Source organism: Haloferax sp. S2CR25 (assembly GCF_031624535.1).
Classification (GTDB): Archaea; Halobacteriota; Halobacteria; order Halobacteriales; family Haloferacaceae; genus Haloferax; species Haloferax massiliensis.
The window spans coordinates 82,688-100,330 of the sequence record NZ_JAMQOO010000002.1 but is presented as its reverse complement, the minus strand read 5'-3'; the positions used below and the strand labels follow the sequence as shown (position 1 = coordinate 100,330).

At 68.4% G+C, this 17,643-nt stretch carries 12 protein-coding genes; 4 read left to right on the top strand and 8 right to left on the bottom strand.

Annotation, left to right across the window (positions count from 1 at the left end):
- Window positions 1–79: 79 nt before the first annotated feature.
- The 6 genes from NDI65_RS05775 to NDI65_RS05750 form a co-directional block, all read right to left on the bottom strand.
- Window positions 80–451 (bottom strand): hypothetical protein, encoded by a 372-nt coding sequence (locus tag NDI65_RS05775; protein WP_089781575.1) that lies wholly within the window; start codon window positions 449–451, stop codon window positions 80–82.
- 78 nt (window positions 452–529) lie between these two features.
- Window positions 530–1,234 (bottom strand): haloacid dehalogenase type II, encoded by a 705-nt coding sequence (locus tag NDI65_RS05770; protein WP_089781577.1) that lies wholly within the window; start codon window positions 1,232–1,234, stop codon window positions 530–532.
- 124 nt (window positions 1,235–1,358) lie between these two features.
- Window positions 1,359–3,089: an Ig-like domain-containing protein gene (locus tag NDI65_RS05765; RefSeq protein WP_089781579.1), complete on the bottom strand. Its 1,731-nt coding sequence runs from the start codon at window positions 3,087–3,089 to the stop codon at window positions 1,359–1,361.
- Window positions 3,090–3,092: 3 nt separating this feature from the next.
- The gene (locus tag NDI65_RS05760; protein ID WP_089781581.1) at window positions 3,093–5,270 is read right to left on the bottom strand and encodes a hypothetical protein; all 2,178 of its coding nucleotides are present in this window, start codon (window positions 5,268–5,270) and stop codon (window positions 3,093–3,095) included.
- A 4-nt stretch (window positions 5,271–5,274) separates the two neighbouring features.
- A complete protein-coding gene (locus NDI65_RS05755) occupies window positions 5,275–7,401 on the bottom strand; it encodes a type II secretion system F family protein (RefSeq protein ID WP_310893474.1) in 2,127 nt (708 codons plus the stop codon).
- The gene (locus tag NDI65_RS05750; RefSeq protein WP_310893473.1) at window positions 7,391–9,640 is read right to left on the bottom strand and encodes a type II/IV secretion system ATPase subunit; all 2,250 of its coding nucleotides are present in this window, start codon (window positions 9,638–9,640) and stop codon (window positions 7,391–7,393) included. Before NDI65_RS05750 ends, NDI65_RS05755 begins: the two co-directional genes overlap by 11 nt.
- A 389-nt stretch (window positions 9,641–10,029) precedes the next feature.
- On the opposite strand from NDI65_RS05750, the gene NDI65_RS05745 reads away from it, so the two are divergent.
- Window positions 10,030–11,172, top strand: coding sequence for a CBS domain-containing protein (locus NDI65_RS05745; RefSeq protein ID WP_089781586.1), 1,143 nt, complete (start codon window positions 10,030–10,032; stop codon window positions 11,170–11,172).
- Window positions 11,173–11,276: 104 nt separating this feature from the next.
- Here the strand turns inward: NDI65_RS05745 and radB are convergent, their stop codons facing one another.
- A complete protein-coding gene (gene radB, locus NDI65_RS05740) occupies window positions 11,277–11,966 on the bottom strand; it encodes a DNA repair and recombination protein RadB (RefSeq protein ID WP_007274534.1) in 690 nt (229 codons plus the stop codon).
- Window positions 11,967–12,128: 162 nt separating this feature from the next.
- On the opposite strand from radB, the gene NDI65_RS05735 reads away from it, so the two are divergent.
- Both NDI65_RS05735 and NDI65_RS05730 read left to right on the top strand, forming a co-directional pair.
- Window positions 12,129–12,875 carry a hypothetical protein gene (locus NDI65_RS05735; protein WP_089781588.1) on the top strand — a complete coding sequence of 249 codons (747 nt, stop codon included), beginning with the start codon at window positions 12,129–12,131 and terminating at the stop codon, window positions 12,873–12,875.
- Window positions 12,876–13,057: 182 nt separating this feature from the next.
- On the top strand, window positions 13,058–13,597 hold the full coding sequence (locus NDI65_RS05730; protein ID WP_310893472.1) for a hypothetical protein: 540 nt from the start codon (window positions 13,058–13,060) through the stop codon (window positions 13,595–13,597).
- A 66-nt stretch (window positions 13,598–13,663) separates the two neighbouring features.
- Here NDI65_RS05730 and larC read toward each other — a convergent pair whose 3' ends face one another.
- Entirely contained in the window at window positions 13,664–15,205 is a 1,542-nt protein-coding gene (larC, locus tag NDI65_RS05725) for a nickel pincer cofactor biosynthesis protein LarC (RefSeq protein WP_310893471.1), read from the bottom strand.
- Window positions 15,206–15,398: 193 nt separating this feature from the next.
- On the opposite strand from larC, the gene NDI65_RS05720 reads away from it, so the two are divergent.
- Entirely contained in the window at window positions 15,399–17,630 is a 2,232-nt protein-coding gene (locus tag NDI65_RS05720) for a CDC48 family AAA ATPase (RefSeq protein ID WP_089781594.1), read from the top strand.
- The last annotated feature ends 13 nt before the right edge of the window (window positions 17,631–17,643 follow it).

The window sequence follows — 17,643 nt, the reverse complement described above, 5'->3', positions numbered from 1 at the left end:
CGTCCGACTCGGACCCACCACCGGGTCGGCCCGGAGCTATTTTTTGACGGCGAGCGCCGGCGCGACCGGCCAACCGAAGTCAGCGACCGAGCGCCGCGAGCAGGCCGTCGGGAACGGTGAGGAAGCCGAACCAGACCAAAAGCACCACGAGTGCGGTGTAGCCGACCGAGATGGCGAAGTCCTTGGCGAACCGTCGCGCGGTGTACGGACGAGGTTCGGCCGACACAGCGTCGACCGCGCCCTTGTGGAGCAGGACGAACCCGGCCACGTTCGTCAGCCAGTAGCCCGCGACGACGCCCGGGAGAAACCAGCTTCTGGAGATGAGGCTCACCGCGACCCCGAACGCGTAGGCCAGCGGGAGGTTGACCACGAGGTCGTTCCACCACGAGAGCGGGGACAGAACGAACCCGATAGCGGCCAGGATACCGCCTTTCACGCGCCGCCGTTCCATCCGACTAGATGGACGGCAAGTAACATCAGCATTGTGAACAGATAGCATATATCGTGCGGGGTAGCACGCCGGAGCGCGTCAGTCCGCCGTCCCGCTTTCGTCGCCGACGAGCGCGTCGACGAGCGCCGTGAGGTCCGGGACGGTGAGGTCGGGTTCCGGGCCGAACGGTTCCCACGGGGAGTCCTTGCGGTCGACCCAGACGCCCTGCATTCCGGCGTGTTGCGCCCCCATCACGTCGAACCAGCCGGCGGTCGCGTGGGCGATTTCGTCGATGGGCGTCCCGGTTCGGGCGGCCGCGTGGCGGTAGATTTCCGCGTCGGGTTTGAACACCCCGACCTCGTCGGCGCTGACGACGCCGTCGAGGAGGTCGCGGATGTCCGCGTGGTCGACCATCGAGTCGAGCATCTCGGGGTTCCCGTTGGAGACGACGTAGCAGTCGTAGCCGGCGTCGCCGAGGCGGCCGACCGCGTCGCGCACGTCGTCGAACACGTCGAGTTCGTGGTACACCGAGAGAATCTCGTCGCGCTCGCTCGCCGAGACCGACACGCCGTGGGCGTCCAGCGCGTACTGGAGCGCCGCGCGGTTGACCTCGTAGAAGGGTTCGTACTCGTCGACGTGGTTGCCGACGAACGTGTATTCGAGCGACCGCGACCGCCACAGCTTCGAGACGGGTTCGGGGTCGTCGACGCGCGCGGCGAGCGCCTTCTCGGCGGCGTCGACGTCGACGAGGGTGCTGTACGAGTCGAACGTGACCGTCGAGACGCGGTCGGAGTCGAACGACATGCGCGGCTCTACGGCGGCGCGAGTGTTAACGATACGGCGGTCGCGCGGACGCGACGGGGAAAAAGACCGAAGAATGGAATGGGTCGGCGCTCCTGACGAGCGCGGCGGGAGGGAGTCGGCCCGCTCAGTCGTCCCCCTCCTCGTCTTCCCAGAGGGTCACGAGGATGACCACGTCCTGCATGTCGAAGGCGTTGCTCCGCGGGTCGGTCGTCCCGAGTTCGAACAGGAAGATGGCCTGGTTGTCGGCGAGGGACATAGTTCGTCCGTCGGCGCTGATGTACGGCGCGACGAACTCGGCGACGTCGTCCTGTCCGTTGTAGCCTCGTATCTCCGGGACTGGGTCGCCGTCGCGGAGGACCGCGACCTGCCGGTGGTCGACCGTCGAGTCGGCCCTGACGTAGCCCCGGGCGGTGGCGACGATTGAGAGTCCGTCGCCGTCGTCGCCAGACAGGGTGAACGAGTGGGACCGGCGGTCGTTCACGTTGTTCCAGTCGCGCGGGTGGTGCGACTCGCGGTCGGCGACGAAGGTGACGGAGACCGGCACGTCGCCCCAACCGTCCCGGATGGCGCTGCCGAGCAGTTCGAACTCGCCCGTGAAGGCGTTCGACGGGACGACCTCGCCGTCGTCGATGCTGAAGTCGTCTTCGGGCTCCGGCGTCGACGGCGTGGTGTTTCTGACCTCGTAGGTCTCGCCCATCCCGCGGACTTCCAGCGGGATGGAGACCGTCGCGCCGGGGCCGGACGCCCCGTCGAGGGCGACGGTGACGGTGTCGTGTTCGATTTCGGTCACGCCGGCGGGCGCGGTGTAGGTAAAACTCGCGCGGCCCGACTCGTCGGTGACGGCGGTCGCCCCGTCGATGGGGGCGACGGTGCCGCCGAGCGGCGTCGGCGAGGTGGCGGTCAGCGTCGCGCCCGCGGCTGGCGCGCCGTAGCGGTCGAACGCGCGGACAGTGAGCGTCTCGCGGCCGCCCGAGGGGACCGCGGCGTCCTCGCCTTCGACCGCTACGGCGTAGGCGGCGGGGTCGGGTTCGACGGCCTCGCCGACGCCGAGGCGGGCGACGCGGAAGTCGTAGCGGACGCCCGCGTCGAGTTCGATAGTGACGACCGCGTGGTCGCCGCTGGCGACGTGTGAGACGACCCGCGCGTGGGGTTCCTCGGCCATGAGGTCGACCCACGCGTCCTCCGAGAGGTAGGTCGGAACCGAGATTCGAACCGGGTCGGTGGCGCTGTACACCGGCAGCGACTCGCTGCGGACGGAGACGGGCGCGAGCGCCACGGTGTCGCCGGCGGTCGTGTGGCCGTCGAGGTCGCCCTCGAAGAACACGAGCGTAACGGTCGTGCCGCGGACGAGCGACTGGCGGTGGACGACGGGGTTGCCGTCGGTTTCGAGGTACGAGACGCCGCTTTCGAGCACCATCCGGGCCTCGTCGCGCTCGGCGTAGTCGGCCTCGTAGACGATGGCACCGGTCTCGTAGGTGCGGGTCGAGCCGTCCCAGAACACCGCCTCGGGACCGACCGCGGAGACGCCCGTGACGGTCACGGCGTCCGCGCCGTCGACCCGGAACGTCCCGACGCTGTCGGGCGGCGACACCACGAGGTAGCGCTCGGGGTACGACACGTCGGAGTCGACCGCGACGCGGCCGCCGGACTCGACGCCGGAGGCCCGGAAGAACTGCGAGTCGAGCGACGCGAGGTCGGTCGAGACGCTGGCGCTGTGGTCGGCCTCGTCGCCGGCGGTCCAGACGGGCGTGCCCGCGAGTTGGACCACCGCGATGACCGACACGACCAGCCCGAACGCGAAGACCAGCCCGAGGATTTCCGAGACGCCGCGGGAGTCGAGGGAGAGACGGGACACGGCTCAGACCTCCTTCTCGGGGGCGTTCAGTTCGGGCGTGTCCTCGTCTTCGATAGAGGAGTCGGGCAGGTAGATGCGGACCGCCGCGGTGATGACCACGTCGTCCTCGGCGGAGATGGCGGCCTCGCGGCCGCTGACCATCCCGCCGTCGGAGGTTATCTCCACGTCCGTCTTGGTCGAGGCGATGTTCGCGCCGACGACGAAGACGTTGCCCTCGGCGTCGACGACGATGTCGCCGTCGCCGAGCATGACCACGCCGTTGAGGTTGACCCCGCCGCGCGCGGAGGCGACTTCGAGCGCGCCGTTGTCCTTGACCCCCGAGAGGCCGGCTCCGGCGAGGTCGACGCCGTCCGTGCCGTCGATGCGGATGTCGCCTTTCCCGCTGATGTCGGCGCTCCGGGCGCTGACGAAGCCGTTCGTCGAGACGATACGGAGGCTGTTGCTGTCCTGTGCGACCGTCACCCCGGCGTTGTCGAGGTCGACGTCGCCGCCGGCCTCGATGGAGAGGCCGGCTTTGCTTCCCTGCGTGACCGACGCGCCCGAGAGGTCGATTTCGTCGCCCGCGGTCACGGTGATGTCCTGCCCCGAGACCGAGGTGACGCTCACGCCGACCGCGGCCAGCGAGCCGCTTCCGGCGTCGACGTCGACTTGGCTGTGCGAGCCGGTCGCGACGACGTCGACGTGGAGCGAGACCCCGTCGCCCGCGAGGGTGATGTCGCGGTCGGAGACGATGGTCCCGGTGCTCGGCGGGACGACGAGCCGGTCGGTACCGGCGTCGTATTTCACGTCGCCGCCCGTGCCGGTGTCGTTGACGCGGTAGTCCGCGCCGTCGAACTCGCCGTTGCCGTCGACGTCCGCGTAGACGAAGCCGGGGTCGTCGACGGCGGCCACGAGCCCGCGGAGCGGGTCGGTGACGCCGCCTTCGCGGAGCTGTACGTCGAAGGTCACGCGGTCGACGGTCGCGCCCGCGGCGTCCTCGGCGACCACGTCGAACTCGTCGTTGACGACGCCGTCGACGCTTCCGGGCGCGGTGTAGACGAACGTCGCGCGGCCGTCCGAATCGGTGACGGTCGAGACGGTACCGGTGTCGCGCGCGACGACCCGCCCGCTTTCGGCGGTCAGGCCGGGGCTGGCCTTGACGACCGCGTTGGGGACGGGGTTGTTCTGCGCGTCGCGGACCTCGACGACGGCGCGGTGGCTCGCACCGGGCGGGACGACGGCGTTGTCGCCCTCGACATCGACGATGTAGGCGGGCGCTTGGAGCGCGCCGGGGGTGTCGATGCCGACCCGCGAGAGCCGCAGGTCGTAGGTCTTGCCGGGCGCGAGTTCGACCGTCAGGGTGTTGTAGTCGGCTCCGGTCGCGTAGGCGATAGAGCGGACGTTCGGCTCGTCGGCAAGCAGGTCGCGCCACGTGTCCTCGGAGAGCCGAGTGGGGACCGAGATGGTGATGGGCGCGCCCGCGTCGGTGACCGTGATGTAGTCGGTGCCGGCGCTCAGGGGGACGACGCCGAAGGTGGTCGCCTCGCTCGTCGCGGTGTCGATGTCGCCTTCGAGGAAGACGAGCGAGACCTTGGTGCCGTCGACGAGCGACTGGGTCGCGCCGACCTCGCCGCCGCCGTAGGCGGTGTACTGTGCGGTCCCCTCGTGGACGAGCGAGGGCTCGCTCTGGAGGTAGCGGTAGTCGGGGCGGTAGACGAACTGCTGGGTGTCGAACGCGTGTTCGGAGCCGTCCCAGTAGGTGCCGGTCTCGCCGGTCGCGACCGCGCCGGAGATGCGGGCCGTCGCGGGGTCGGTCGTCCGGAGGCTTCCGGAGCCTGCGGCGGGCGAGACGAACAGCGCGCGGGTCGGGTAGTCGACGCCGGCGTCGAGGGTCGCGCGGGTCTGCCGGCCGTCGACGGCCTTCGCGACGCTCTCGTCGAACGCGGCGAAGTCGGTCTCGGCGGCCGTGAGGTGTTCGAACTCGGTCTGTTGGTTCCACGCGGGGACCGCCGAGACCTGCACCATCGCGACGAGCGAGACGACGAGCGCGAACGCGAGCATCGTGCCGAGGATGGCCGAGGCCCCGCGGCGGTCACCGCGGAGGTGCGAGCCGCGGCGGGCCGCGCCCGCGACGAGCCCGCGCAGTACGTGCCTGAGGGGCGAGTGTGTGTATTGGGTGTTGTTGGGAGTGTTGTGAGTCATGGCCTTACACCAGTGCGAAGGCGACGAGCGCCAGCGCGGACAGTCCGAGGGCGTACTTCAGCCCGCTGAGGGCGCTGTTGTCGGCGAGTTTGCCGGCGAGGAGCCCGCTTCCGACCGCCTGAATCAGCGCGGAGTGGAAGAACACCACGTGGAAGTTCGCCAGCGGGACGGAGCCGATACCGATGGGGAGCGCCTGCCCGTTCGACGCCGTCGTGGGCGCGGTCATCTCGGCGAGCGGGGCGAGGTAGCTCGCGCCGAGCATCAGGATGACGAACAGGTAGACGAAGTACCCGATGACGACGATGGCGATGTACGAGCCCATCGCGCGACGGCGGGACTTCTCCAGTTTGTAGCGGTTGCGGGTGTCTTCGGCGGCGACGCTGAGGACGCGCGAGAGGTCGCCGCTGGTGCGGCCGCCGCTGGCGATGAGCCGGATGACCCGCGAGAGTTGCGGGACGTTGAGCCGGGTGGCGAACGCCATGAGCGCCGCGTGGGCGTCGTGGTTCCAGCGGATGTCGTTGCGGAGCGCGCGGAGTTCGTCCGCGAGCGCGCCGTTCGACCAGCGGGAGACGAGCGCGAGCGACTCGACCAGCGAGATGCCCATCTGGTTGGCGCTCGACAGCAGGTTCAGCGTGTCGGGGAAGCGCCGTTCGAGGGTGCGCTCGCGGCGGGTCCGAAGCTCGTGGAACACCGTCAGCGGGACCGCCACGATGGCGAACGGGAGGACCACGAACCAGACCGTCGTGTTGTACGGGTCGGCGAGCATGGCGTCGAGGCTCGGCGTCGCGAGGCCGAGCGCGTAGACGGCGACGACCGACAGGAGCGCGACGGGCACCGTGAAGGCCGCCGAGAGGTACGGCTGGCGGCGCATGATGTCGAGCGGGTCGCCGATGAGCGTCCGAAGCTCGTACACCGCGTTTTCGAGGCGGTAGTCGTCGAGTCGCTCGTCGACGAAGCCGCCGTCGGAGGCGATTCCGTCGCTTCCCCAGCGGGCCTCGCGGGCGCGCTGGACCTCGCGGCGCATCGCGCCGAGGAAGTCGACCGCGACCGTCCGAATCTCTTCGAGGACGGTCACGTCGTGTTTCGTCCGGACCGTGTCCTGGGTGTACGGCGAGGAGAGCACGTCCACGAGGAGTAAGAACAGCCCCATCCCGAGCGGGAAGATGAGGTAGTTCAGCGCGTACAGCTGGACGAGCGTGTCGCCGCCGAGGAAGCTGATGACCATCAGGGTGACGATGAGCAAGAGCGGCGCGGCGACGAACGCGGCGACGAACACCTCCGAGAGCATCGACAGCGTCTCGATGAAGTCCTCCTGTTCGTCGCGGGCCTCTTCGAGGTAGGTCGCGGACTCGCGGTCGAGGAAGGCGGTCACGTCGCCGCCGGAGTCGAGGACCGACAGCAAGTCGTCGAGGAACTGCTCGAAGTTGATCGAGGGCGTCAGGTTCCGGGAGTTGCGGAGCGCCGTGAACAGGTCGTTACCGAACAGGTCCATGTCGCGGGCGATCATCTCGAACTCGCGGGACACCTCGCCGTAGTCGGGCGCGTCGGCGACCGAGCGGATGACTTCGAGGAAGCTCATCCCGCCGTGGCTGAGCGCGTACATGTAGACGATGGCGTGCGGGAGCAGGATGTCGATGCTCCGGCCGCGCATCTCGGCGCGGCTCTTGGGGAGGTAGTACCGGGCGTAGTAGGTCCCGGCGGCCGCTAACCCGCCGACGAGGCCGACGAGGGCCACGCCGAGGATGGGAACCTTGTAGGGGGTGAGCGGGGCGACGTACCGCGCCGCGATGCCGAGGATCACGGGGCTCGACGCGTTCGCCAGCACGCCCGTGCGGGCGAGGACGAACGTGAGCGCGAGCCCGACGAGCGAGCCGAACGCCGCGGTGACGGCCGCCAGCTTAATCGACTGGGTGAGATACAGGTCGTAGGTCGTGCCCACGCGGGTCTGGTTCAGCCAGCGTTGGAGGTCGCGGTGGCCCGCCGGGTGGCGCTTGAAGTACGTGCGGACGTAGCCGTAGCGCTGGCGGAGTCGCTCGACCTCCTCGGGCGACTCGTCGAAGTGTTCGCGCGGGAAGTACTGCTCGACCTCGTAGTCGGGCAGGGGAACCGACGCCGACGAGTCAGCGGGCATCGTCGGCCTCCCGGTCGTCGTCGTCGGTCACGGATTCGGAGTCGTCGGTTTCGTCGGCATCCGAGGCGTCCGAGGCGTCCGAGGCGTCCGAGGCGTCATCGGCCGGCGCGGGGCCGGCCTCCGCGACATCGTCGAACTCGACGGCGTCTGCGACGACAGCGGAATCGGCTTCCGCGTCGTCTGCGCCGGCATCAGCGTCGTCGCTTTCGGCGGCGGGCGCGGGTTCGGGGGCGGCCTCCGCCTCGGCGGCGTCGGGCGTTTCGTCGCCGTCAGCGTCGTCGTCTAACTCGATGTCGAACAGGTCCGCGAGGAGCCGCTCGGTCTCGGGCGAGACCTCGATTTCGTCGTCGTCGAGGTCGTCGGCCGGGGCGTCAGCCTCGTCGGCCGCGTCGTCGTCGTGTTCGTCGGCCTCGTCGTCGACGGAGACCAGCGAGGTCTCGGCGTAGACGTGCGCGAGGAGGCCCTCGCGGTCGCGCTCGAAGCGGCGAATCATCGCCGACACCGTCAGGTAGTCGTCGACGCCCGAGGCGGCGATGTACCGGAGCACGTCGGCGCGGATGTCGAGTTCGTACTTGAGGTCGGCCTTCGTCCAGCCGCGCTCGGCGGCGATTTCGTCGAGGACGACGGAGTCGCCGACGCGCTCGTGGGCGTCGTTTTCGGGGTTGCGCTTGAACACGTCGCGGAGTTCGACCTCGCCGTCGTCGTCGACGCCGGCGATTTCGGTGACGGCGATGTTCCGGCGGGTCCGGTCGCCGTCGAGGTGAATCTGCTTTTGGACCGAGATGATGTCGAGGTCCGAGAGCATCTGGGCGGGCACGCCGAGGGGCTCGTTGCGCATGCGGTGGACCACGCCCTCCGAGGAGTCGGCGTGGAACGTCGTGTACGCGGTGTGGCCCGTGGCGATGGAGTGGAAGAACGTCAGCGCGACGCGCTCTTCCGTGCGAATCTCGCCGACCAGCAGGTACTCGGGGCGCTGTCGGAGCGCGGCCTGCAGGAGCGCGTACATCGACACCTCGCCGCGGCCGTCGGCCGTGAACGTGTCGCGGGTGACCGACTGAATCCAGTTGTCGTGCGGGAGGGTGATTTCGCGGGTGTCCTCGATGGAGACGACCTTCGCGTGGCCGGGGACGAAGAAGGACACCGCGTTCATCGAGGTGGTCTTCCCGGAGCCCGTGCCGCCCGCGAAGATGAGAGAGCGGTTGTTCTCGATGGCGAGCCAGAAGTACGCCATCTGCTCGACGCTGAAGGTGTTCCAGCGCACGAGGTCGACCGGCGACAGCGGCACGTCCGAGAACTTCCGGATGGTGAAGTTCGACCCGCGGGTGGCGATGTCAGAGCCGAGGGTCAACTGGACGCGAGAGCCGTCCGGGAGGCTCGCGTCCACGAGCGGGTCGGAGACGGTGACCTGCTTGCCCGCGCGTTGCGCGAGGCGGATGGTGAACGACGAGAGGTCGCCGTCGTCGAAGACGACGTTCGTCGGCACGTCCCGGTAGACGCTGTGGAAGACGTAGACGGGCACGTCGTCGCCGTCACAGGAGATGTCCTCGATGCCGGGGTCGCGCATCACGGGGTCGATGCGGCCGAAGTGGATGAAGTCGCGGAGCAGGAAGTAAAACAGCTTCCAGAGCGACCCGTCTTCGACCGTCGCGGCGTGTTCGGTGATTATCCCGCGGGCCTCGTCGTCGAAGACGTCCTCGCGGTCGCCGTCGGCGTCGAGGTCGCGGTACAAGAGGCTGTTGCGCAGAATCTTCGTCAGGTCCTCGCGCACGAAGTCCTCGAAGTCGTCGAGGCGCGGCTCGCTCACGTGGTACCGGTGTTCGCGCCGCTCGTGGTCGTACAGGATGGAGACGAACGCGAAGGGTTTGTTCACCCAGTAGTGTTCGACGGCCTCGACGCCTTCGAGGAACGCGAAGTCGAAGAACCTGTCTTCGATGAACGCCTCGGAGGGCGCGGGCGCGAACGCCGTCTCGTCGTCGATTTCGGCGAAGAACGCCTTCACCTCGCGGAGGACGGCCTCCCGGAGCGTTTCCGGGCGGTCCTCGTCTTCCGCCTCGCCTTCGACGGGGTCGGCGGGGCCGTACTCGATGCGGTCCGACGCGGGGACCGGGAGTTCACTCGCGCGGGCGGCCATCGCCTCCGGACCGGTCGTGGGGACCAGTTGGGCGGAGCCACCGTCTGCTCGGAACGATTCTTCGCCATCGCGGCGGTCAGTCTGGGAGTTCTTGTCAGGAGACGCCATTCTCTGGAAATACTGAACGGTAGGAACTGCTGTAAGTATGGAGCGACTAGATGACCAGATTCGGCCGGTTAGGCCCGAACTACCGCCGGATTCAGGAATCTAACTGGTTCGATGTCGGCGGGGAAGTTAGACCGACACGCCCCCGGAACGACCCGGCAACGGCTGACAACCAACTGAGAGTACTGTCCCTCGCGGACGGTGTCCCCGGCCGACGCGTCGGCGAGAAACGGCGACATTCAGCGAAATGTGAGTGTTAACAATGGTCATAGGCCGTCTGCCGGCGGAATTCGCCCCTTCAGCCCCTCGTGGCCTTGCGATTTCGGTCCTTCCTAGCGGGTGGAAACGGGACGAACCTTCAAGAGACGAGGCGTTGTATGTAAGGATGTATTATGGATATTGCTGATATCGCCACTCCTGATTTCATCGAGGTCGACGTTGACGAGCGATTAGGCAAAGTCCGCTCCATCTTCGAGCGGGAAAACCCTAAGGGCATCATCGTTCAGGACGACGGCGAGTACGCGGGCGTCATCGGTGAGAAACAGCTCATCAACTCGCACGTCGAAGACAGCACCAAAGCGGCCGCGCTGACGAAGGCCGTCCCCAAGATAGACCGTCACGAGAACGTGCGCGAGGTCGCGCGGATGCTCGTCGAGGGCGACACGAAGGTCGCGCCGGTCTACGAGGGCGAAAAACAGTACGGCATCATCACGCAGGACGCCATCCTCGAAGCCGTCCTCGACAACCTCGACGCGCTGACCGTCGAGCAGATTTACACCGACGACGTGATCACCGTCGGCGAGCGCGACCACCTCGGGCAGGCCATCAACCGCCTCCGCGAACACGGCGTCTCGCGGCTCCCGGTCGTCAACGACGAGGGCCGCCTCGAAGGTATCCTGACCACCTACGACCTCGTCGAGTTCATGGTGCGCGACGAGGGTCGGCAGGGCAAACAGGACCGCCGCGGCGACACCGACCGCATGCTCGACCTCCCGGTCTACGACCTCATGACCAGCCCGGCGCGCACGGCGACGCCCGAAGAGAGCGTCCGCGAGGCGGTCGCGCGCATGCTGGAAAACGACATCGCCGGCCTCGTCGTCACGCCGGCCGACGACGACGGCGAAGTCCTCGGCGTGGTGACCAAAACCGACGTGCTCCGCGCGCTCACCTACACCGAAGAAGAGCAGATGGACGTGCAGGTCACGAACATCGGCCTCCTCGAAACGCTGAGCCGCGCCGACATCAACTCGGCTATCACCGAGGTCGCCGACAAGTACCAGCGGATGAGCGTGCTCCACGCCCACGTCCGCTTCCACGAGCACAAGGAGAAGCTCCGCGGCACGCCGCTCATCCAGTGCCAGATTCGGCTCCGCACGAGCCACGGCCAACTGGCCGGCAGCGGCGAGGGCTACGGCGCGGAACACGCGTTCCACGTCGCGCTCGACAAGCTCGAACGCAACGTGCTCGAAGTCAAGGGCTTCGAGGCCGACGAGCGCTACCGCGGCCAGCTGCTCCGCAAGCTCAACGAGCTGTAACGCCGCCGAGTCGCCGGGGCGCACCGAACGCCCGAGCTGTAACGCAAACCGAACACAGGAGCGGGATTCGGCCGGGTCGTCCGCCCGGCCGCGTCGACCTTTTTCTACACGTCAGCCGCGGAGAGCCCGCGGTCCGTTATCTTGAACGTCGCCGTCTCACCGGCGGGTTTCGCGCGGTGCTTTTCGAGCGTCGCCCGGCGGTTGCCGCCGCGGAACCGGTCGAGGCGGACGACGGTGCCGGTCCAGTGTTCGAGGGTGTGGCCGCCGAGCGCGCGCGTCCGGTCGGTGTCGGGGTCGGCGTACACCTGATTCGTCAGGACGACCGCGAGGTCGTGTTTGCGCGCCAGCGACAGCAGGTGCGTGACCTGCCGTGCCACCCGGCGGAGCGCCTCGCCGCCGTCGCCCTCGGCGGTCCGTTCGAGCCGGTAGAAGCCGGTCGCCGAATCGAGGACGATGAGGTCGGCGCTGGCGGCGAACTCCTCGGCGTCGCGGACGGCCTGTTCTTGGTCCTCGAAGTCGTACGCCTCGCTTATCATCAGCCGCGAGGTCACAGACTCCACGTCCTCGGGGGCGACCGCCTCCGCGAGCTGTTGGAAGCGGTCGACCGACAGGCCCTCGGTGTCGATGTAGACGACGGTGCCGCCCGCGGCGGCGACCCGGACCGCCGCCGAGAGCGCGACGTTCGTCTTGCCGGCCGCGGAGGGACCGTACACCTGCGTGACGGTGCCGCGTTCGAACCCGCCGTCGAGGAGGTCGTCGAGCGCGTCACAGCCGGTGGAGACTGACTCTGTCACGTCTGGTGGTGAGAGCCACCGGCCGAAAAAGACCCCGGTCGCCGCGGACGGTCTCGGGGGAACTCGCAGTCGCGCGACCGACCGCCGCCTCGACGCCGGTCCGCGACCGCCACGGCGACTCGCGCACGACGCTTTATTCGTCGCCGTCGCCAAGGGACCTCCGTGATAGTCGTCGCCACCGCCGATTTCGACCTCTACCACGAGGCCGTGTCCGAACTCCGGAGCCGAGGTGTCACGTTTACGACCGTCGAGCCGGGCGACCCCCTGCCCGAGCGGGCGCGGGTGCTCCTCACCGGCCCCGACGACGACCTCGACGGCACGGGCTCCGACCGAAACGTGACCCGCGTGACCGCGACCGGCGACGACGTGCGCCGCGCCGTCGACGAGGCGCTCGCCAGCCTCCGCGGCGACGGCGGACAGACCGTCGTCGGCGTCGACCCCGGAACCAGACCGGGTATCGCGGTCCTCTCGGGCGAGACGGTCGTCGCCGCGTTCCACGTCCCGCTTTCGGACGCCGTCGACGTCATCCGAGAGGAGACCGACGACGCGGTCGACCCCGTGGTCCGCATCGGCGACGGCGCGCGCTTACAGGGCGCGAAGCTCATCAACGAACTCGACGGCGTCGCGGTCGAGCTCGTCGACGAGACCGGGACGACGCCCTACCTCGGAAGCGGCGCGCGCGGCATGGGCGACGTGCTCGCCGCGGTGAACATCGCCCGCCGGGGCGGCGAGCGCATCGAGTCCCGCGAGATAGAGCCGACCGAGGGCGAACTCACGCGCATCAAGGCGCGCTCCCGGGAGGCGTCGGCCGACAACCGCACCATCGACGACGGCCTCGCGCGCCGCGTCGCCGGCGGGGAACTGAGCATCGACGAGGCGTTGGACGAACACCGCTCCCGCGAGGAGTGAGCGTCCATACCGGCGGCCCTGACGTCGTTAACGGCCGCCTAACGGGGCTCTACGCGGCCGGTTGAGGAACCTCCGTTTCGAGTGGTCGGCCCACGAAGAACGCTATTAACGCGACTCTCGGTTTATGAGACGCACCGCGCCCGATTCATACCTACGTTCTCCCGGCGCGTATTCCGTGTCGCATGAGCACATCACGCACCCCCGAACTCGGGCGACGGACGTATCTGAAGGCACTCGGCGTCGGCGCGCTCTCGGTCGGCGCGTTCGCCGCGCCCGCGGCGGCGCACCGCGGGGCGCTCCAGCGCGAACTCGCGTCGGTTCGGGCGGCCACGTCCAAGTACGCCGACGTTCGGAAGGCAATCGCGGACGGCTACGTCCTCGGCAGTCCGTTCGTGCCGGGCATGGGCTACCACTACGTGAACGAGAACTACGTCATCGAGAACGACGACGACGAGGTCGATATCACCAAGCCCGCCGCGCTCGTCTACGGGAGAAACGAGGGCAACGGCAAGGAAACGCTCGTCCTCGGCGCGGCAGAGTACCTGTTCGACGAGGCGCCGAACTACGGGGGACCGTTCCCGGACCCGTTCCACGGCGACAGCGACGACGGCATGTGGGGCTTCGCGGCGGGACACTGGGGTCTCCACGCGTGGGTCCACGTCAACAACCCCGCGGGGACGTTCGCGCCGTTCAACTCCCGGCCGCAGTTCAACGAGAAGTGACCTGACGGGTCGGCAGCGAACGGTTTTTTCGGCGAAGCGTCTCGGGGAGGGAACTCAGCGAATCACTCACTCACCGCCGCCCGACGCCACCGCGTCGACGGCGCGGCGCATGACCTCTCGGACCGGAAGCCCCGTCTCTTTCGCCACCGCCAGCGCGTCGTCGTACTCAGCGCTTCGGTCGTAGACGACGCCGTCGGCGTCGCTTCCGACCTTCACGCTCACCTCGTAGTCGTCGCCGTCGATGTCGAGCGTCGCGGTCTCGAACTCGCGGCGGGCGGTCCAGCGGTGCCCCGCCCCGTGTTCGCGGATTCCGAGCGTGCCCGTTTCGACCGCGAGGCGGTAGGCGACGCGCTCGGCGTCTTCCGGCTTGACGACGACCTTGACGAGGTGGCCGGGGCGGGACTTCTTCATCGTCGTCGGGACGATGGTCACGTCGCGCGCGCCGGCGTCCGTCAGGGTCTCCTGTAGCCCGCCGAGGACCTCGGGCGTGGCGTCGTCGAGGTTCGTTTCGAGGACGGAGATATCGTCGCGGACGAGCCGCGAACCGCCGTCGCCGACGACGGCGCGGAGGACGTTCGGGTGGTCGGGGAACTCCCGACCGCCGGCCCCGTAGCCGGACGACTCGACCGACATCGACGGGAGCGTCTCGACGCCCTCGGCGAGGTGCGCGAGGATGGCCGCGCCCGTGGGGGTGAGCAGTTCGGATTCGACGGGACCGCCGCGGACCGACCAGTCGGCCGCCGCGGCGATGTTGACCACGGCGGGCGCGGGGACCGGGTAGGTTCCGTGGCTCATCTCGGCCTGGCCGCCGCCGACGGCGACCGGGCCGGTGACGACCCGGTCCACGTCGAGGTCGTCGAGGAGGAGACAGACCCCGACCACGTCGGCGATGGCGTCGTCCGCGCCGACCTCGTGGAAGTGGGTCTCGTCGAGGTCGGTGCCGTGGACCTCGGCCTCGGCCTCGCCGAGCACGCGGAAGATGGCCGTCGCGTCCCCGACCACGCTCGCGGGCAAGCCCATCGATTCGACGAGGTCGACGACCTCGGGGTAGGTCCGGTGCGGGCCGTGGCCCTCGGCGTGAGTGTGGCCGTCGTGGTCGGCGTGAGTATGCGAATGGCCGTGGTGGTGATGGTCGTCGTGAGTATGCGAGTGGTCGTGGTCGTGTGAGTGGCCGTGGTCGTGTGAGTGGCCGTGGTCGGCGTGCGACTGGCCGTGTCCGTCGTCGGTGCCGTGGTCGTGTCCTTCCTCGTCGTGAGCGTGGTCGTGGTGACGGTACTGGTGTTGGTTGCTGTGCTCGTCTTCGTCGTCACCGTCAGCGTCGTCGGAGTCTCCCCCGTCGTCGCCGTCGCCGCTCTCGGGTTCGGGCTGGTGTCTGTGGTCGTCGCCGTGGCCCTCGCCGCGGGGGTCGCCCCCGTCGGCCTCAGGGAGGAGCACGTCCACCTTGGTCGCGAGGATGCCGTTTTTGTCGACCTCGTGGACGCGGTAGGTCACGTCGAGGGCGTCTTCGACGGGCGAGAGGACGGACGGGTCGGCACCGACGGCGACGAGCGCGCCGAGGAGCATGTCGCCGCTGGCACCCATCCGACCGTCGAACGCGAGGAGTCGCATGCGTGAACTGTCGTGTTCGAGCGTAAAAACGCCGGGCATCGACGCGCCGCCCCCTGTCCGGTCGGTAGGGATTAGTAGCGGCCCGCCCTACGATGTGCTAGGCTGTAACCACGAGAGGACGGTGCCTCGGGCCGACCGGGGAAGGACTTATCCGATGGCCTCTCACAGGTATCAGCATCCCCGCGAGGTAATCATGAACGAAGTCCAACTCGAAGTGGCGAAAGCGTACCCGAACGACTCGGGACGCGGCATCGCCCGTCTTGATCCGGACACCTTGCTCCATCTCAAGCTCTCGCCGGGAGACATCATCGAGATAGAGGGAGGGAAGACGACCGCCGCGAAGGTGTGGCGGGCAGACCGGCAGGACTGGAACACGGATACGGTCCGCATCGACGGGTTCACGCGGCAGAACGCCGACGTGGGCATCGGCGAGCGGGTCACCATCCGCAAGGCAGAGGCCACGAAGGCCGACAAACTCGTACTTGCGCCGCCGGAGGAGGCGAGCGTGCAGTTCGGGTCCGACGCGGCCGGCATGGTCAAACGGCAGATTCTCAAGCGGCCCGTGGTCGAACGCGACATCGTCCCGGTGATGTCGAGCACGAATCACCCGTTTATGCGGTCGCCCGGACAGGCGATTCCGCTCATCGCCGTCGAGACGAAGCCCGACGGCGTCGTCCTCGTCACCGAGGACACCGACGTCGAACTCCGCGAGGAGCCCATCTCGGGCTTCGAGAAGGCCGGCGGCGGCATCACCTACGAGGATATCGGCGGCCTGACCAACGAGATTCAGCGCGTCCGCGAGATGGTCGAACTGCCGATGAAACACCCCCAGATATTCAAGAAACTGGGCATCGAGCCCCCGCAGGGGGTGTTGCTCCACGGGCCGCCGGGCACCGGGAAGACGCTTCTCGCCCGCGCGGTCGCCAACGAGACCTCGGCGAGTTTCTTCTCTATCGCAGGGCCGGAAATCATCTCGAAGTACTACGGCGAGTCCGAACAACAGCTCCGCGAGATATTCGAGGACGCCAAAGAGGAGTCGCCGAGCATCATCTTCATCGACGAACTCGACTCCATCGCGCCCAAGCGTGAGGACGTGACCGGCGAGGTCGAACGCCGGGTCGTCGCCCAACTCTTGACGATGATGGACGGGCTCGAAGCCCGCGGACAGGTCATCGTCATCGCGGCGACGAACCGCGTCGACTCGGTGGACCCCGCGCTCCGCCGTCCCGGCCGGTTCGACCGCGAAATCGAAATCGGCGTGCCCGACGAGGAGGGCCGCAAGGAGATTCTCCAGATTCACACCCGCGGGATGCCGCTTTCGGACGACGTGGACCTCGACGACCTCGCCGACGACACCCACGGCTTCGTCGGCGCGGACATCGAGGCGCTGACCAAGGAGGCCGCGATGAAGGCGCTCCGGCGCTACCTCCCCGAAATCGACCTCGACAGGGAGGACATCCCGCCGAGCCTCATCGACCGCATGGTCGTCAAGAACGACGACTTCGGCGGCGCGCTCGGCGAGGTCGAACCCTCGGCGATGCGCGAGGTGCTCGTCGAGATTCCGAAGGTCACGTGGAACGACGTCGGCGGGCTCGAAGGGCCCAAACAGAAGGTCCAAGAGAGCGTCGAGTGGCCGCTGACCACGCCCGAGAAGTTCCAGCGGATGGGTATCGAGGCCCCGAAGGGCGTGCTCCTCTACGGGCCACCCGGCACGGGGAAGACCCTGATAGCGAAGGCCGTCGCCAACGAGACGAACGCGAACTTCATCTCGGTGCGCGGCCCGCAGCTGCTGTCGAAGTGGGTCGGCGAGTCGGAGAAGGCGATTCGGCAGACATTCCGCAAGGCGCGGCAGGTCTCGCCGACTATCATCTTCTTCGACGAGCTGGACGCGCTCGCCCCCGCCCGCGGCAACGACATGGGCAACAACGTCTCCGAGCGCGTCGTCAACCAGCTCCTGACGGAGTTGGACGGCCTCGAAGACGCGGGCAACGTCATGGTCATCGCGGCGACGAACCGCCCGGACATGATCGACCCCGCGCTCATCCGCTCGGGCCGGTTCGACCGCCTCGTGCTCATCGGCCAGCCCGAAGAGGAGGGCCGCGAGCAGATTCTCGACATCCACACGCAGCAGAGCCCGCTCGCCCCCGACGTGAGCCTCCGCGAAATCGCGGAGATAACCGACGGCTACGTCGGCTCCGACCTCGAATCCATCTGCCGCGAGGCGGCCATCGAGGCGCTCCGCGAGGACGCCGACGCCGAGGAAATCGAGATGCGCCACTTCCGCAAGGCGATGGAGTCGGTCCGCCCGACCATCACCGAGGAACTGATGCGCTACTACGAGGACATCCAAGACCAGTTCAAGGGTGGCTCCCGCGAGGGCCTGTCGCCCGACACCCGCGACGGCGGCCGCATCGGCTTCCAGTAAGCCGGTTTGACGG

Coding starts and splice junctions, on each gene's coding strand:
- NDI65_RS05775 (WP_089781575.1), bottom strand. CDS start 451: ATGGAACGGCGGCGCGTGAAAGGCGGTATCCTGGCCGCTATCGGGTTC.
- NDI65_RS05770 (WP_089781577.1), bottom strand. CDS start 1,234: ATGTCGTTCGACTCCGACCGCGTCTCGACGGTCACGTTCGACTCGTAC.
- NDI65_RS05760 (WP_089781581.1), bottom strand. CDS start 5,270: ATGACTCACAACACTCCCAACAACACCCAATACACACACTCGCCCCTC.
- NDI65_RS05755 (WP_310893474.1), bottom strand. CDS start 7,401: ATGCCCGCTGACTCGTCGGCGTCGGTTCCCCTGCCCGACTACGAGGTC.
- NDI65_RS05750 (WP_310893473.1), bottom strand. CDS start 9,640: ATGGCGTCTCCTGACAAGAACTCCCAGACTGACCGCCGCGATGGCGAA.
- NDI65_RS05745 (WP_089781586.1), top strand. CDS start 10,030: ATGGATATTGCTGATATCGCCACTCCTGATTTCATCGAGGTCGACGTT.
- NDI65_RS05730 (WP_310893472.1), top strand. CDS start 13,058: ATGAGCACATCACGCACCCCCGAACTCGGGCGACGGACGTATCTGAAG.
- larC (WP_310893471.1), bottom strand. CDS start 15,205: ATGCGACTCCTCGCGTTCGACGGTCGGATGGGTGCCAGCGGCGACATG.
- NDI65_RS05720 (WP_089781594.1), top strand. CDS start 15,399: ATGAACGAAGTCCAACTCGAAGTGGCGAAAGCGTACCCGAACGACTCG.